We start from the raw sequence: 15,346 nt of genomic DNA on the forward strand, positions 1-15,346 counted from the left end.
TAAGTGACAAATTGGCTTGTTTAAGAAGTTAGGCATGCCGACTAAATGACACCTTGGCCGAATAGCCGCCGATGTGGCAGATTTTGGGCAGTTGCAAGCTGAAAAGCGGGAATGATTGGTTGCTTATTGGCCGACTGGCAACTCTTTATTCCTCAAAATCGGCTGGTCAGGCCAAAGTGAATCTTAGATGAGCTGAGCCCGAGCTGCTGCCCGGCAAACGACGACCGGCCTACCGAATACACAAACTGAAACAGCCCCGCCGCCGTGCGAAAACTGATGCCAGCCCCCAAGCCAGTGGGCTGGTCCACAAACGAACCTAGGGTAACGTCGCTCTGATACGCCTTGAGCACAGCCTGGTCAGCAAAGACAAATACGTAGCCCTCGGCCCCGGTAAACTGCCGAAATTCGAGCGTGCCCACCCCGTAGGCGTTGGTGTAAAACTGGTTTTCGCTGAAGCCCCGCAGCGAGTTCAAGCCCCCGAGGCGAAACAGGTCGTTCAGGAAAAACTGTTGGTTGAACAAGCCCTCGCCACGTAGCCGGGCCAGCACCACACTCTGGCGCCCTAGGGCCCAGTAGCGCTCGGCGCGCGCGCTAAACGTGTACTGCGTGGTGCGCCGCGCCACACCGTTATACAGCGCCTCGCTGATGTTGGCATTCTGGCGAATAGTCTTGGTGCCAGCGCCGCCCTGCACCGCCACGAAGCTGCCGCGGTGCGGAAAATAAAGGTCGTCGAGGCTAATGCGGGCGTAGGCCAGCCCATACGAGCTGGCTTCCGAGTCGATATAGTCGGGCAGGGTGGTGGTGAGCCGGGTATAGGCTACGCTATCGAGCAACAGCCGTGAGCTGCGTTGCTCGGCAAAAAACGTGAGCCGCCCCGCCCGCGCCGTGGGGTACGTGACCTGGATGCGGGGCCGGATGGTAAGAAAAGCCCCTGTTTGCCGGTAGAGGTTGAAGGTGGCGCCGACCTCCAGCGGCGACCCAAAGAAGTTAGGGTGCAGATAATTGCCATCCAGCGACTGCGTCAGGGCATCTACTTTGCGCCATTGCAGGCCGATTTGCTTGCCGCCCCCGCGCAGGTTGCGCAGGTTGATGTTGACATCGCCCGTAAACTGCACGCCGCCGGTGGTGCCCGTGTTGGGCAGCAGGCCCACAATGGCGTCGAACTGGTTGGCCGAGCGCTCATCGAGCAGCAGATACACCCGCGCCCGGCCTCGGGCAAAGCGTACCTCAGGCTCGGCCCGCAGGCGCACGTAGGGCAGCTGGCGCAGCAGCACGGCTGCCGCATCTACCCGCTGCTGGCTGTAGAGAGCGCCCGGAAATATTTGCAAGTACTTGGTTAAAAAGCGCTTTTTGGTTTTGCTGGAGCCGATAATCTGAATGGAGTCAAACACTACGGCCGGGCCGCGCCTCAGCACTACCCGGCCCGCAATGTCTTGGCCATCGAGCCGCACCGAATCGAGGCCCACTGTGGCAAAGGGGTAGCCCTGGTTTTCGGCTTCCGTGAGGATGCGCTCTTGCAGGGCCGCCCAGTCGGCAGGGTGCCAGGGTGCGTGCCGAAAAAACTTTTCGCGGTAGCCCGCCCGGGTCAGCAGGCCGTCGCCTAGGTTGCCATTGCGAAGGTAGGCCCAGTGAAACTGCTCGCCTACGTAGAGCTGCGCCCGCACCGTGTCGCGGCCCCAGCTCATCTTGTCGGCTGAGGCTAGTAGGTAGGCATCGGCCTGCAAGGCCAGCACTAGGTCGCGCACCGTGCGCAGGGCCGTGAGCGAGTCAGCCACCGTAGCTGGTAAGTGGTAGCGGCGCACCCGCGCCCGCCCGCTGGGGTCAGTTTCTACGAGTAGCACCCGGCTTCGCCCCGCGCGCCGCGCTGTCGTTACCTGGGCGCTGGTCTTGGTGGGGGCGGGGGGTAGGGGCGGCGATGCCAGCCCCGGTGCTGTGGGCACGGCCACGCCCGACCCGGCATTGGGCACCTGGGCGCTCGCCGGCCGGGCCAGCCAACCTAGGCTCAGCCAGCAGCCCCACAAGACGAGTAGACGGACGTACATTCGGGGTGGCAAACGCTAAATGGGATTTTTAATTTCAAGCCCGCTGTTTTCACCTATTCAAAAAAGCTATCGAAAATACGACCCGACCCGCAAAAAATTAGCGTTTTGGGTTCGATTATCTTGATTGTAAAGTAGTTATTTATGGCTGGGTTATACCTCCACATTCCGTTCTGCAAGCAAGCCTGCCACTACTGCGATTTTCACTTCAGCACATCGATGGGCCTGAAGGGGCAGTTTGTGGAGGCACTGGTGAAGGAGATGGCCCTGCGCCGGACCTACCTGCCCAACCCCAGCGCCCCGCTCGAAACCATTTACTTTGGCGGCGGCACACCTTCCCTGCTGACAGCGGAGGAGCTCACCCAAATCTTTGATGCCATTCAGGCCAATTTTGAGGTATCGCCTCAGGCCGAGATTACCCTCGAAGCCAACCCCGACGACCTCACCGACGATAAGCTGGCCGTGCTGGCCGCCTCGCCCGTCAACCGCCTTAGCATCGGGCTGCAAAGCTTTCACGAGCCCCACCTGCGCTTGATGAACCGCGCCCACTCGGCCCTAGAGTCGGGGCAAGCCGTGCGCCGGGCCCAGGCTGCGGGCTTCGAGAATATCTCGGTCGATTTAATCTACGGGGTGCCCGCCGCGGGGCACGACATTTGGGAAGAGGACCTAGGGCAGCTTTTTGACCTGCACGTGCCGCACGTATCGGCCTACGCGCTCACCATCGAGCCTGACACTGCCTTTGGGCGCCGCCTGAAAAAAGGCACCTTTGTGGCACCGCCCGAAGAGTTTGTGGCGCAGCAGTTCGAGATTTTGCTGACCCAGCTGCGCGCTCACGGCTACGAGCAGTACGAAATCAGCAACTTTTGCCAGCCCGGCCGCGAGAGCCGCCACAACTCCAACTACTGGCGCGGCGTGCCCTACCTAGGGCTCGGCCCGAGCGCCCATTCCTTCGACGGGCGCAGCCGCCAATACGCCGTGGCCAATAATCCGCAGTACGTGGCCGCCGTTCTTGAGCGCGGCGAAGTGCCCGCCACCACCGAGTGCCTCAGCCCGCTCGACCAGGCCAACGAGTACTTGCTTACTACCCTGCGCACCAGCCGCGGCTGCGACTTGCGCCACTTGCGCGACGCCCTAGGTCTCAATTTGTTGGCTGACCGCGCCGAGTACCTAGACAGCCTGCTGGCGCAGGGCATGGCCACCCTCACCAACGATACCCTGCGCCTCACCGACGCCGGCAAGCTTCTGGCCGACCATATCACGCTAGAACTGTTTGCCGAGGCGCCAACCGCGGCTGGCGCGTAGCTTGCGCCGGAGCGCTGGAAGCACAGTGCCGTTCATTCCCCACTTTTTACCAATTTGCGGTAAACTTATTTCTCCCGCGGCCCGTGAAGCTACTGAGTGATGCCCTGGTCAACAACGACGACTTTTTTGTGGAGCAAGTCCACCTCACGGCCATTGTCTTCGACAATACCGACGATGTCACCGTGTGGGCCACCACGTTTCGGGATGAGGAGCCGCATTTTTTCCACCTAGGCCTGCCCTTCCACGACCTCGACACCCTACTGCGCATGGCCGGCGACCGCGCCGAGGCCCTGGCCGAAGAAGTAGCCGATGCGCTTGCCACCACCGAGCAGTGGCCCTGCCTGCTAGAATATACCTCAGAGGAGGAGCCGCCCGTGGCGCTGCCCGGCGTCGCTCTCAAACTCGCCGTCACCTATCCCGCCGATGAGGACCTAGAGGAGGATGACCCGCAGCCGCACAATATATTCTACCTAGAGGGCATATATGCGCGGCTAAACGATTGATACTAAATAGGCCAATCAAAACGCAGTGCCTGCCAAAGCTTGTTGTACGTGGAGTAAGCTACTGCCGCTGTTGAGATTATCTTCCCACGCCAGATGTTTCATCAAACGCAGCAAGAGGAGATTGCGGCTCAGCCGCCCACTTGGTATCTCATTCCGGGGCTAGGGGCCGATGAGCGCGTATTTCGGGGGCTGAGGCTGCCCGGCCCGGCCGTGGTGCTCGCGTGGCTGCAGCCCCAGTCGCCAACCGAGCCCCTGCGGCAATACGCTGCCCGGCTGGCCGAGGCGGTGCCCCTCGACCGGCCCTGCTGGTTGGTCGGCGTATCATTTGGCGGCCTGCTGGCGCTCGAGGTGGGCCGCTTGCGACCCTTGGCGCGGGTAGTCTTGATTTCAAGCCTGGCAAATGCCAGCCAACTGCCTCCGCTACTGAAGTTGGGTCGCGCCACTCGGCTCTATCGGCTGGTACCATTCAAACTGCTGCCGCGGCTACCTAGGTTAGCGCAGTGGTTTTTTGGGGCGCGCAATGGCCGCGAGTACCGACTGCTAGCCCGTATTCTGCGCGATACTGACCCAACTTTTGCCCGGTGGGCTACCCGCCAACTGCTGCACTGGGATAGCTCCGGCGTGCCCTTTGCCGTGCGCTTGCACGGCACCCACGACCGGCTGCTGCCCGCGGGCCGTACATCCGTTGACTACGCACTGCCCGGCGCTGGCCATTTTATGATAGTAAACCATGCGGCGGCGCTCAGCCGCCTGCTGTGCGAAGTAGCCACTGCTTGATTGTCAGCGTCTCATTGATAATAGTCTTTCGGTAGTAGTCAGTATATTAGTAGCAATTTTCACCTATACTACTACTGCCTTTGGTTCATCTTTACTTCCTCAAACGTGGCTTTCTAGGTGCAGCGCTATCGCTAGCTGCGCTGGCTGCGCATGCGCAAGCCACTTACCTAGCCCCCGACTCGGTGCGCGGGCCGGTGCCACCCGCCGTGCTGCTCAAGGTAGGGTTGCGCGCCACCCACATCAGCTATTCGGCCAATAGCCAAGCTTGGAGCCTCGTCGTACCATTGTCGCTGGGTGCCGAATATCGATTGGCCCCGCGCTTTGGCTTCTACGGCCAGGTAGAAGCTGACTTGCAAACCGGCCGCACAACTATCGCGCGGCGACGAGGCCCCTCTCAGGCAGCAGTGGCTGTGCCCAGTGCCGCCCTAGGGGTCGGTCTGCGCTACTATTACAACCAGCCCCGGCACGGCGAGCCGCTGCGTAATACGAACCTTTACGGCAGCTACCTGGCAGTGGAAGGGAATATTGAGCGCAATACTGTGGTGGGCCGGTACGTGAGCCTGTCGCGCCGCCAAGCTACCACTGGCCTCACGCCCGGGCTATATGCGTATTGGGGCACGCAGCATCGGCTGCGCGGGGCGCTGCTCTATGATGCCAGCGCCGGCCTGGGTTTTCAAGCGCCTACTTATTACAATTTCGAAAGTATCGCGCCCGCCCACTACAATATTGCCGTGCAGGTAAATCTGCGATTATATTGGAGCCACGGCTTTTACGCGCACTAACGCAAAAAGGGCTGCCCCGTGAGGAGCAGCCCTTTTATAAGCTATCAAGCTAGTGCGAGACCTAGGCCTCAGCTACTTCAGCCGCAACCGGAACTACCGATACGAACGAACGGTCGTCGCGGCCTTTCTTAAATTGTACGGTGCCATCAACCAACGCAAACAGCGTGTGGTCTTTGCCCATGCCCACGTTGGTACCAGCGTGGTGCTTGGTGCCGCGCTGACGCACGATGATGTTGCCAGCGATGAGGGGCTGACCACCGAAGATTTTTACGCCGAGGCGCTTGCTATGCGATTCACGGCCGTTGTTTGACGAGCCTACGCCTTTTTTGTGTGCCATTTTAGTTAGTGCTTAGTTGTTGGTGCTTAGTGCTTAGGTAGCTGTCAGAACGTTAGCGCACTAGGCACTAAGCACTAACAGCTAGGCACAAAACTAGCCGATGCTGTTAATCAGAACTTTGGTAAACTGCTGGCGGTGGCCATTCAGCTTCTTGTAGCCCTTGCGGCGCTTCTTCTTGAACACCAGCACCTTGTCACCTTGTACGTGAGCTACGATGGTGCCTTTTACGGCTACGTTCAGGGTAGGAGCACCTACGCTGATGGTGCCGTTGTCATCGGTCAGCAGGGCGTTGCCCAGCTCTACCGCGTCGCCGACGTTACCAGCCAGGCGATTGGCATAAACAAATTTATTAGCCTCAACCTTAGTCTGTTGGCCGGCGATATTAACAATGGCGTACATCTTATTTCCGCTGGAGGTTTCTCAAAAGGGAACGCAAAAGTACGGCAACATTCCGGCAATTCCAAACCTAAGTAGCTAATCATTAATAGCTCGCCATAAAATGTGTTTATTTCAAGCACATTTTTGACCGATGGAGGTAAGTAATTGAGCGCAAGAGCATGACTAGTCGCTAGTCATTTCTGTGGACAACTACTGTTATCCACACTCAAAATGTGGATAAGTGGTTCTAAATGCGGAGTTTTGACAGCTTTGCTTCATGTATTACTCAGCCTACCGCCTGCCCACCGAAAAAGCCGGCTTAAGAAAACGTAATCCAGCATCCGCGGGTTACTTGGCTATCTTTGAGACACAGGTTAACCTCGGGCTCACTAGCTGCCCACCGTTCAGCCTGGTCTTGTTCGTCGCACTTCGTTATCCCCCGCAACCCAGTTAGCTTATGGAGCCTTTACTTGCCGAAAACCCCAACCGGTTTGTCCTTTTCCCCATTCAAAACCCCCAGGTGTGGGAGTTTTATAAGAAAGCCGAAGCTTCGTTCTGGACTGCCGAGGAAATTGACCTAGGGCAAGACCAGAAAGATTGGAATAGCCTGAACGACAACGAGCGCCACTTCATCAAGCACGTGCTGGCTTTCTTCGCCGCCAGCGACGGCATCGTGAATGAGAACTTGGCCATCAACTTCATGCAGGAAGTGCAGATGCCCGAGGCGCGTTGCTTTTACGGCTTCCAGATTATGATGGAGAACATTCACAGCGAGACTTATTCGCTGCTGATTGATACCTACATCAAAGACCCCAAGGAGAAGGACTACCTCTTCAACGCCCTCGAAACCGTGCCGGCCGTGCAGCGCAAAGGCCAGTGGGCGCTGACCTGGATTAACTCGGAGAACTTTGCTGAGCGCCTCATCGCATTCGCGGCCGTGGAGGGTATCTTCTTCTCAGGTTCGTTCTGCTCTATCTTCTGGCTCAAGAAGCGCGGCCTGATGCCCGGCCTGACCTTCTCCAACGAATTGATTTCGCGCGACGAAGGACTGCACTGCGACTTCGCGTGCTTGCTCTACAGCTACCTTGAAAACAAGCTGCCCGAGGCCCGCGTGCAGGAAATCATCCGCGACGCGGTGACTATTGAGCAGGAGTTTGTGACTGAGGCGCTGCCCGTGAGCCTCATCGGCATGAACGCCCGCACTATGAGCCAGTACATCGAGTTTGTGGCCGACCGCCTGCTCGTGTCGCTGGGCTGCGGCAAAATATACAACTCGACCAACCCCTTCGACTTCATGGAAATGATTTCGGTGCAGGGCAAGACTAACTTCTTCGAGAAGCGCGTGGCCGAGTATCAGAAAGCCGGTGTAATGACCGAGCGCGCCGATAACGTGTTCTCGATGGACGAGGATTTCTAAGAGGTATTGTTGATTGAAAAAGCCCTGACCTACTGTGTAGGTCAGGGCTTTTTTGTGGAACTTAGGTGTGCAGCGTTGTCAGAGCGTATTATCCCACCCCCAGCCCCTCCCCTCCGGGAGAGGAGAGCCTGACGAATGAATGGCGTCCGCTCGCTTGCAGTTGGCCCCCTCTCCCGGACTCCCGGAGGGGAGGGGCTGGGGGTGGGGTAGCACGTCTGTAAATTGCTAGAAGCACTTCTACATACCCAACTCCGTTAACCCCGGGTGGTCGGCGGGGCGGGGGCCTAGAGGCCAGTGAAACTTGCGCTCGGCTTCCGCGATGGCTACGTCGTTGATACTGGCTTCGCGGCGCTGCATGAGACCTAGGGCGTCAAATTCCCACTGCTCGTTGCCGTAGGCGCGAAACCATTGGCCGGCCGCGTCGTGGTACTCGTACTGGAAGCGCACGGCAATGTGGTTTTCGTGAAAGGCCCAGAGCTCCTTGATGAGGCGGTACTCGTGCTCTTTCTCCCACTTGCGGGTTAAAAACTCCTCGATGGCGGCGCGACCGCTAAAAAACTCGCTGCGGTTGCGCCACTGGCTGGCCTCCGTGTAGGCGAGGGCCACGCGGGCGGGGTCGCGCGAGTTCCAGGCGTTTTCGGCCAAGCGGGCTTTTTGAGTGGCCGTTTCGAAAGTGAAGGGAGGCAGGGGTGGGCGAGCGTCGGGCATAGAAAGAAGGTTCTAGGTGACTTTTGGCGGGGTGATAGGCCGTTAACGCCCTGCGTACTGGTAGCCGCCTACCTCCTTCAGCAGCGTTTGCATGCGGCTAACGTTGGGCTTGTCTAGGGGCTTCGAGAAGTAGCCTTTTACCTGCTGGTAGTGCGTAGCCTTGGCCATGTCGTCGGGGTGAATGGAGGAGGTGAGTATGAACACGCACACCTGCTTCGACAGCGTGAGCTCACCTAGGGCATCTAGAAATTCCCAGCCGTCCATGAGTGGCATGTTCAGGTCAAGCAGAATGAGGTCGGGCACCTCAGCCCCGCCACTCTGCACCGTGATGGCCAACTGGTCGAACGCCAGTTGGCCGTTGCCGAAAGTTTTGACGGTGCGGCACCGCAGGTCCTTTTTAGCAATTAGCTCGGTAATGGCAGCCGTAATGCGGTCGTCTTCCACTACATAAGCTAGTTTAGGCGTTTTCATTGAAGTGAATAGTGAAAGTGGTTCCTACGTCAACTTGGCTTTCTACGGTGATGGTGCCCATCATGGCTTCGACCTGGTTTTTGGTGATGAACAGGCCGACGCCGCGCGCATCTTCGTTGTCGTGAAAGGTCTTGTACATGCCGAAGAGCTTGGCGCGGTTTTTTACCAGGTCGATGCCCCGGCCGTTGTCTGCCACCATCAGCACCACCATGCCCGGCTCGGCGTGGGCGTGCAGCCTGATGAAGGCCGGCCGGTTGAGCGAGCGGTACTTGATGGCGTTGCTGATGAGGTTGAGCAAGATGCTGTCGAGGTAGGCGGGCACCACGGTCACTTCTAGGGTGGGAGGCACATCGACTTCGACCCCGATGTGATGCTGCCGGATGAGCACGCTAAGTACCTCTAGGGTGCTGTCAATCTCGGTGCGCAGGGCGCGCACGGTCTTGGGCTTGTTGACATTGCTGTTGATAGTCACAATGTCGTTGAGGTTCACAATGGTATCAGCCAGCTGCTCGGTGCTGGTGGTCAGCATTTGCAAGAACATGCTCTTCTGCGCCTTATTCTTGGCCTCGGTGAGCAGCTGCACCAAAGAAGTCAGGTTGGCCGAGTGCGAGCGGATGTTGTGCGAGATGATGTAAGCGAAGTTTTGCAGCCGCAGGTTTTGCTGGCTGGTCACGTCGAGCAGGTGCTGCTGCTTTTGCAGGTTTTCGACCAGCAGGGTCACGTCGTAGCCCACGCACAGGATTTCGAGGAGCCGGCCCTGTTCGTCTAGGATGCCCTTCAATTCCCAGTGGTTAGACTTCACGGTGTTATCCATGGCCAGCTTGCGCAGAACAACCTGGTGGCGCACTTCGGGCTGGGCAAAGCACTGCATCACGGCTTCGATGCACTTGGCCCGGTCTTTTTCCACGATGCTGAGCAGCGACGAGGTACCTAGGATGTCTTCGGCGTAGCCGAAGCGCTCGTAGAAGTACTCATTAGCAAACGTGTAGTTGCCTTCCGTATCGGTCTTGACGATGTAGACCGACTGGTTGCTCAAAATCTGGCTGTAGTGCTCGGCTAACTCGTCGGCCTGCACCTGGGCCTGCTTTTCGTGGCTCACGTCGAAGAGAGCACTCAGCAGCCAGGTGGCCGTGTTCGTGTCGTTGCGCAGCACGATGCCCCGGCAGTGCAGCCATACGGTGGACCCATTGCGGTGCGTGGCGCGCAGCAGCTGCTCGAAGGGGCGGTCGGGCTCGTGCAGGCAGGCTTCCGCGCTTTGTTGGGCCTCGGCTAGGTCATCGGGGTGCAGGGGGGCGCGCCACGCCTCGGGAGCGGTGGGCAGCTCTTCGGGGCCATAGCCCAGGGTTTGCCAGTACTTAGCATTTACCCAGGCTTCGGCTGGGTCTAGTAGGTTCCAGTACCAGAGGCCATCCAGCAGCTTGTTCTGCAGAAAATCGTCTACGGCTGGGCTATGCTGCTCGAAAGGCTTAAAAGTAGTGGGGAAGGAAATGGGCATAACTACTGTAGTAGTACTATTATAAGTTTGGATAGCAAGTATGGAAGTTGTTGATTAATAAAGAGATATCTTATACAAAGATATTAGGTTTCACGTTAAAATTTAATCTCGTTGGCAACGCTGGCACTGGGTTGTCGCGTTGCGGCGGGGTACCCTAGGGGAGGCCGCTGCCAGTGGCGGATAGCCAGCAGTAGCTAGTAGAAGCGTGAGGTCAGGCAGTATGAAACGCCTTAGCCAAATGAACGTTGTGCCGCTTCTGCTTATCAGCTAGGCTGGGGGTTGGTTTGGCCCCCAGCCGGGTAGCTGTATATAACTAAAAAAAACTTATCGCGCGCCCGAACGACCCGGCGGTTTTATAAAAAACGGCCGGGCGGCCTCATTTTCAGGCTATGCGGATAGATTCTAAATATTTCCTTTGGCACTCCCAAACAAGGGAACTAATTTCCGACTTTAAAGCACCGCAGCCCAGCACGCTAGGCTAGCCAGATTAGTACCCCCGCTCCTTAAAGCACCCGTTATAACATGCTCGTAATCAAACGCGATGGCCGCCGTGAGTCGGTCAAGTTCGATAAAGTCACCGCCCGCATTGAAAAACTTTGCTACGGGCTTAATCAAAACTACGTGTCGCCCATCGAGGTGGCCAAGAAGGTCATCGACGGCATCTACGATGGCGTGACGACCGTCGAACTCGACAACCTGGCGGCGGAGACGGCCGCTTCGCTGACCACCCGGCACCCGGACTACGCCATCTTGGCGGCCCGCATCGCGGTGAGCAACCTGCACAAGGTGACCTCGAAGTCGTTTTCGAGCACCATGAAGCGCCTCTACACCTACGAGGACCCCAAGAATGGCGACAACGCGTCGCTGATTGCCAAGGATGTGTGGGAGGTGATTCACAAGCACGCGCACACCCTGGACTCGGCCATTATCTACGACCGCGACTACAACTACGACTTCTTCGGCTTCAAGACCCTAGAGCGCTCGTACTTGCTGCGCCTCGATGGCAAGGTGGTGGAGCGGCCCCAGCACATGCTGATGCGCGTGTCGGTGGGCATCCACAAGGACGACATCGACTCGGCCATCAAGACCTACAACATGATGTCGGAGCGCTGGATGACCCACGCCACGCCGACCTTGTTCAACGCCGGTACGCCCAAGCCGCAAATGTCGTCGTGCTTCCTGCTGACGGTGAAGGACGACTCGATTGAGGGCATTTATGAGACGCTGAAGGACTGCGCGCTGATTTCGCAGAGCGCGGGCGGCATCGGGCTGGCCGTGCACAACGTGCGCGCCACGGGCTCCTACATCAAGGGAACCAACGGCAACTCGAATGGCCTGGTGCCGATGCTGAAGGTATTCAACGACACGGCCCGCTACGTAGACCAGGGCGGCGGCAAGCGCAAGGGCGCCTTCGCCATTTACCTAGAGCCTTGGCACGCCGACGTGTTCGAGTTCCTGGACCTGAAAAAGAACCACGGCAAAGAGGAAATGCGTGCCCGCGACTTGTTTTACGCCCTCTGGACGCCCGACTTGTTTATGAAGCGCGTGGAAGCTAACGGCGACTGGACGCTGATGTGCCCCCACGAGTGCCCGGGCCTCGACACGAGCTGGGGCCCCGAGTTTGAGAAGCTCTACACCAAGTACGAGCGCGAGGGCCGCGGCCGCAAGACCATTAAGGCGCAGGAGCTGTGGTTTGCCATCTTGGAAAGCCAGACCGAGACGGGCACGCCCTATATGCTCTTCAAGGACGCTGCCAACGGCAAGAGCAACCAGCAGAACCTCGGCACCATTAAGTCGAGCAACCTCTGCACCGAGATTATGGAGTACACCGACAAGGACGAGATTGCGGTCTGCAACCTTGCCTCGCTGGCGCTGCCCCGCTACCTCGTGGAAGATGCCCAGGGCAACGTGCGCTTCGACCACGACAAGCTGTACGAAATCACGTACCAGACTACCTTGAACCTCAACAAGGTAATCGACGTGAACTACTACCCGGTGCCCGAAACCGAGCGCTCCAACTTCCGCCACCGGCCCATCGGCCTAGGGGTGCAGGGCCTGGCCGATACGTTTATTGCGCTGCGTATGCCCTTCGAGAGCGACGAGGCTAAGGGCCTGAACGAAGACATTTTCGAGACGATTTACTTCGCCGCCATGACGGCTTCGAAGGACCTCGCAATGAAGGATGGGGCCTACGAGACCTTCCCCGGCTCGCCCCTGAGCCAGGGCAAGTTCCAGTTTGACCTCTGGGGCGTGACGCCCAAGTCGGGCCGCTGGGACTGGGATACGCTGCGCGGCCAGGTAGTGGAGCACGGCGTGCGCAACTCGCTGCTGGTGGCCCCCATGCCCACTGCCAGCACCGCCCAGATTCTGGGCAACAACGAGTCGTTTGAGCCCTACACCAGCAACATTTATGTGCGGCGCGTGCTCAGCGGCGAGTTTATGGTGGTGAACAAGCACCTGCTGAAGGACCTAGTGAAGCTGGGCCTCTGGAACGAGCAGATGAAGCAGGACATCATCGCGGCCAATGGCTCGGTGCAGGGCATTGCTCGCGTGCCGCAGCACATCAAGGACCTGTACAAGACGGTGTGGGAGATTTCGCAGCGCACCATCATCGACATGGCTGCTGACCGGGGTGCCTACATCTGCCAGAGCCAGAGCCTGAACCTGCACGTGCAGAACCCCAACTTCGGCAAGCTCACCAGCATGCACTTCCACAGCTGGAAGCGCGGCCTCAAAACCGGCATGTACTACCTGCGCACCAAAGCCGCCGCCGACGCCATCAAGTTCACGGTGGAAAAGCAAGCCGCCGAAACCCTGGAGCCCATGTACGCTCAGAACCAAGCCGACATGGCCTGCTCGCTCGATAACCCCGACGCCTGCGAGGCCTGCGGGTCGTAAGGGCGAATAGCCTAAATGAGAAACAGCTAAAAGAGGAAACCTTAGGGTTTCCTCTTTTAGCTGATACCATTATCAAAACTTGAAAATGAAGGCATCAATTGACACTATAGCTTCCTTTCTAGATGACGACTTGCTTGAAATGGCAAAAGTGGCTAGAGATAAAATGGGCGATTACGAATATGCCGAACTTAGTGTCAAGGAAGCATATCCTATTCTCAAATTATTGCTTGACCAACTCAAATCATCAATTGAGAAAGGATATTTAGAAAGAGTAAGTCAAACTAGGAGGGCCAGCATTGGAGCGCAGCTAACAAATATCAAGCAAGCGCTAAATGTCTTCAGTCAATATGATTATGATTCTAATTATCAGTCCAGACAGTATCAAGCTCAGTACATCCAGTCGGTCTATGGATTGAAAGATGCAGTTGACGATGCAAAGCTATTTGAGATGTCGAAAAGCTTCGGTAATTACTATAGCTCACTAGAAAAACTCTCTGCTACAGAAAATCAGTATCAAGAGATACTTTCTAAAATAGAAGGTGCTGAAAAGTTGTATAAGGAAGCTTATGATAGGCTTGAGCTAGTAAATGAGAAGCTGGAATTAGCAGAAAAGGCTTCAGAAGAATTAGATATTTTAAAATCGACCGGTGAAAAAAATGAAACAAAAATCGATGAACTATTGGACACTGCGAAAGAGTACGTACAAGATATAGAGGATAGAAGAACGAAGGTTGAGGCTTTCCACAAAAATGTGGAAAGTATGGAGGAAGCTGTTGAAAATCTAAAAGTAGAAAACACTAAAAGTATAGGTATTACAAAGAAGAATCTTCAAGATTTCTTCGAAAATTCTTATACCAATATTGATAACGCAATAAATAAAACTAACGGAATAATTTCTGATAATGAAAATCTTAAAGAGCAAGTAGCAACCTTATTGCAAGGAGCAACTGCTGGTAGATTGAATGCCGAGTTTAAAACAGAAAGTAGTAAAATAAGTGGTGAATTGAGGTTCTGGCTTGGTGGGGTAATTGCTATTAACATTCTCCTACTTTGCTTCTCTTCTTTGATGATTTTTGGTTCGACTAGACTTGGTATTCCAGCACTCGACTTGAAGTCATTAACGGCCGTTGTTTTTGTAAAAGTCTTTTTGACCGTTCCAATTCTACTGCTTGACTGGTTTATGGTACGTCAGTATAATATTAGGAGAGAGTTGATGGAGAAATATACTTTCAAATCATTAGTATCAATTTCCTTAGTGCATTATAATGAGCTAATTAAACAGCATATGGATAATGAAGAAACGTCTGCATTCATTATAAGCGCTATCGAAAAAATCTATTCATCCCCATTTGACTTGCCCGACACTAAGATGGCCGCTGCAATAAACGCTTTTGCAGAAAAAGGGACTGGTGTGCTTGAAAAAGCCGTAGATAAAGTACTTGATAAAGTGAAGTAACTGCTGCTTCCCCAGCCGCTGCCGCCCCCGGTAGCGGCTGACGTGCTTTTGGGGGCGAGCGGGCGGGGCGACTACTACCCCACCTAGGGCGGCTGCGTAGGTAGAGGCTATGCAGCAGCAGTTACGAGAGCATCTAGAGCGCGTCGTGTCGCTGACCGACGAGGAGTTTGCGCTGGTGCTGGCGCAGTTCACGAGCCGGCAGGTGCGCAAGCACGCGTTTTTGATTCGGGAAGGGGAGCGGGTGCGCGAGCTGTACTTCGTGGTGCAGGGCCTGCTGAAGCTGGTGCATACCGATGCGGCCGGCAAGGCCCACATTGTGTCGCTGGCCATGGAAGACTGGTGGGAAGGCGACTTCGCGGCCTACCTGGCCCAGGCGCCGGCCACGCTGTCGCTGCAATGCCTGGAAGACACGGCCGTGTGGTGCCTGCCGCTGGCCGGCTACGAGTACCTCTGCCAGCAGCTGCCCCAGATGGCGCGCTTCTTCTTGGTCAAGTTTGCGCGGGGCGGCATCGCCGCGCAGCAGCGCATTGTGTCGCTGTTGGCCCTGCCCGCCCGCGAGCGCTACGAGCGGCTGCTGCGCCAGTATCCCACGCTGCCGCAGCGGGTATCCAAAACGCTGCTGGCGGCCTACTTAGGCGTATCGCGCGAGACCCTGAGCCGGCTAGCCGACCAGGAGCGCCCCCCGAAAATAGTGCGCTAGGTCACAGGTAGCGGGCAGGGCCAGCCGGGACCTTTGCCCCCGCAACCTCACCCCGCGCCGCCCTAGGGTCCGGCGCGACAACC

General features: G+C 56.9%; 14 protein-coding genes. 8 read left to right on the top strand and 6 right to left on the bottom strand.

Features of this window, described 5'->3' with window-relative positions; translation table 11 throughout:
• Positions 1-152: 152 nt before the first annotated feature.
• Positions 153-2,042, bottom strand: a complete 1,890-nt coding sequence (locus JAO77_RS07740) for a BamA/TamA family outer membrane protein (RefSeq protein WP_198989766.1) — start codon at positions 2,040-2,042, stop codon at positions 153-155.
• Between the two features lie 141 nt (positions 2,043-2,183).
• Between JAO77_RS07740 and hemW the strand changes: the two genes are divergently transcribed.
• The 4 genes from hemW to JAO77_RS07760 all read left to right on the top strand — a co-directional run bounded on the left by hemW (position 2,184) and on the right by JAO77_RS07760 (position 5,403).
• Positions 2,184-3,341, top strand: a complete 1,158-nt coding sequence (gene hemW, locus JAO77_RS07745) for a radical SAM family heme chaperone HemW (protein ID WP_198989767.1) — start codon at positions 2,184-2,186, stop codon at positions 3,339-3,341.
• A gap of 83 nt (positions 3,342-3,424) precedes the next feature.
• Positions 3,425-3,844, top strand: a complete 420-nt coding sequence (locus JAO77_RS07750) for a hypothetical protein (protein ID WP_198989768.1) — start codon at positions 3,425-3,427, stop codon at positions 3,842-3,844.
• Between the two features lie 93 nt (positions 3,845-3,937).
• Positions 3,938-4,621 carry an alpha/beta fold hydrolase gene (locus JAO77_RS07755; protein ID WP_198989769.1) on the top strand — a complete coding sequence of 228 codons (684 nt, stop codon included), beginning with the start codon at positions 3,938-3,940 and terminating at the stop codon, positions 4,619-4,621.
• Between the two features lie 80 nt (positions 4,622-4,701).
• The gene (locus tag JAO77_RS07760; RefSeq protein WP_198989770.1) at positions 4,702-5,403 is read left to right on the top strand and encodes a hypothetical protein; all 702 of its coding nucleotides are present in this window, start codon (positions 4,702-4,704) and stop codon (positions 5,401-5,403) included.
• A gap of 61 nt (positions 5,404-5,464) precedes the next feature.
• Here the strand turns inward: JAO77_RS07760 and rpmA are convergent, their stop codons facing one another.
• Positions 5,465-5,740, bottom strand: a complete 276-nt coding sequence (rpmA, locus tag JAO77_RS07765) for a 50S ribosomal protein L27 (RefSeq protein ID WP_198989771.1) — start codon at positions 5,738-5,740, stop codon at positions 5,465-5,467.
• A gap of 93 nt (positions 5,741-5,833) precedes the next feature.
• Positions 5,834-6,139: a 50S ribosomal protein L21 gene (gene rplU, locus JAO77_RS07770; protein WP_198989772.1), complete on the bottom strand. Its 306-nt coding sequence runs from the start codon at positions 6,137-6,139 to the stop codon at positions 5,834-5,836.
• Between the two features lie 436 nt (positions 6,140-6,575).
• Between rplU and JAO77_RS07775 the strand changes: the two genes are divergently transcribed.
• Positions 6,576-7,535 (top strand): ribonucleoside-diphosphate reductase small subunit, encoded by a 960-nt coding sequence (locus tag JAO77_RS07775; RefSeq protein ID WP_198989773.1) that lies wholly within the window; start codon positions 6,576-6,578, stop codon positions 7,533-7,535.
• 237 nt (positions 7,536-7,772) lie between these two features.
• Here JAO77_RS07775 and JAO77_RS07780 read toward each other — a convergent pair whose 3' ends face one another.
• Genes JAO77_RS07780 through JAO77_RS07790 form a run of 3 tightly spaced genes read right to left on the bottom strand, consistent with a single transcriptional unit; the run spans position 7,773 to position 10,209 of the window.
• Positions 7,773-8,243, bottom strand: a complete 471-nt coding sequence (locus JAO77_RS07780; protein WP_198989774.1) for a nuclear transport factor 2 family protein — start codon at positions 8,241-8,243, stop codon at positions 7,773-7,775.
• A gap of 42 nt (positions 8,244-8,285) precedes the next feature.
• Complete coding sequence (locus JAO77_RS07785; RefSeq protein ID WP_198989775.1) at positions 8,286-8,714, bottom strand: response regulator; 429 nt, start codon at positions 8,712-8,714, stop codon at positions 8,286-8,288.
• A complete protein-coding gene (locus tag JAO77_RS07790; protein WP_198989776.1) occupies positions 8,701-10,209 on the bottom strand; it encodes a sensor histidine kinase in 1,509 nt (502 codons plus the stop codon). The genes JAO77_RS07785 and JAO77_RS07790 overlap by 14 nt, the downstream gene beginning before the upstream one ends.
• A 522-nt stretch (positions 10,210-10,731) precedes the next feature.
• Here JAO77_RS07790 and JAO77_RS07795 point away from each other — a divergent pair.
• The 3 genes from JAO77_RS07795 (at position 10,732) to JAO77_RS07805 (ending at position 15,263) form a co-directional block, all read left to right on the top strand.
• Positions 10,732-13,107, top strand: a complete 2,376-nt coding sequence (locus JAO77_RS07795; protein WP_198989777.1) for a ribonucleoside-diphosphate reductase subunit alpha — start codon at positions 10,732-10,734, stop codon at positions 13,105-13,107.
• 85 nt (positions 13,108-13,192) lie between these two features.
• A complete protein-coding gene (locus JAO77_RS07800; protein ID WP_198989778.1) occupies positions 13,193-14,563 on the top strand; it encodes an AAA family ATPase in 1,371 nt (456 codons plus the stop codon).
• Positions 14,564-14,672: 109 nt separating this feature from the next.
• Positions 14,673-15,263 (top strand): Crp/Fnr family transcriptional regulator, encoded by a 591-nt coding sequence (locus tag JAO77_RS07805; RefSeq protein WP_198989779.1) that lies wholly within the window; start codon positions 14,673-14,675, stop codon positions 15,261-15,263.
• Positions 15,264-15,346 lie beyond the last annotated feature (83 nt).

It is taken from the genome of Hymenobacter sp. BT559, assembly GCF_016427535.1.
Lineage (GTDB): Bacteria > Bacteroidota > Bacteroidia > Cytophagales > Hymenobacteraceae > Hymenobacter.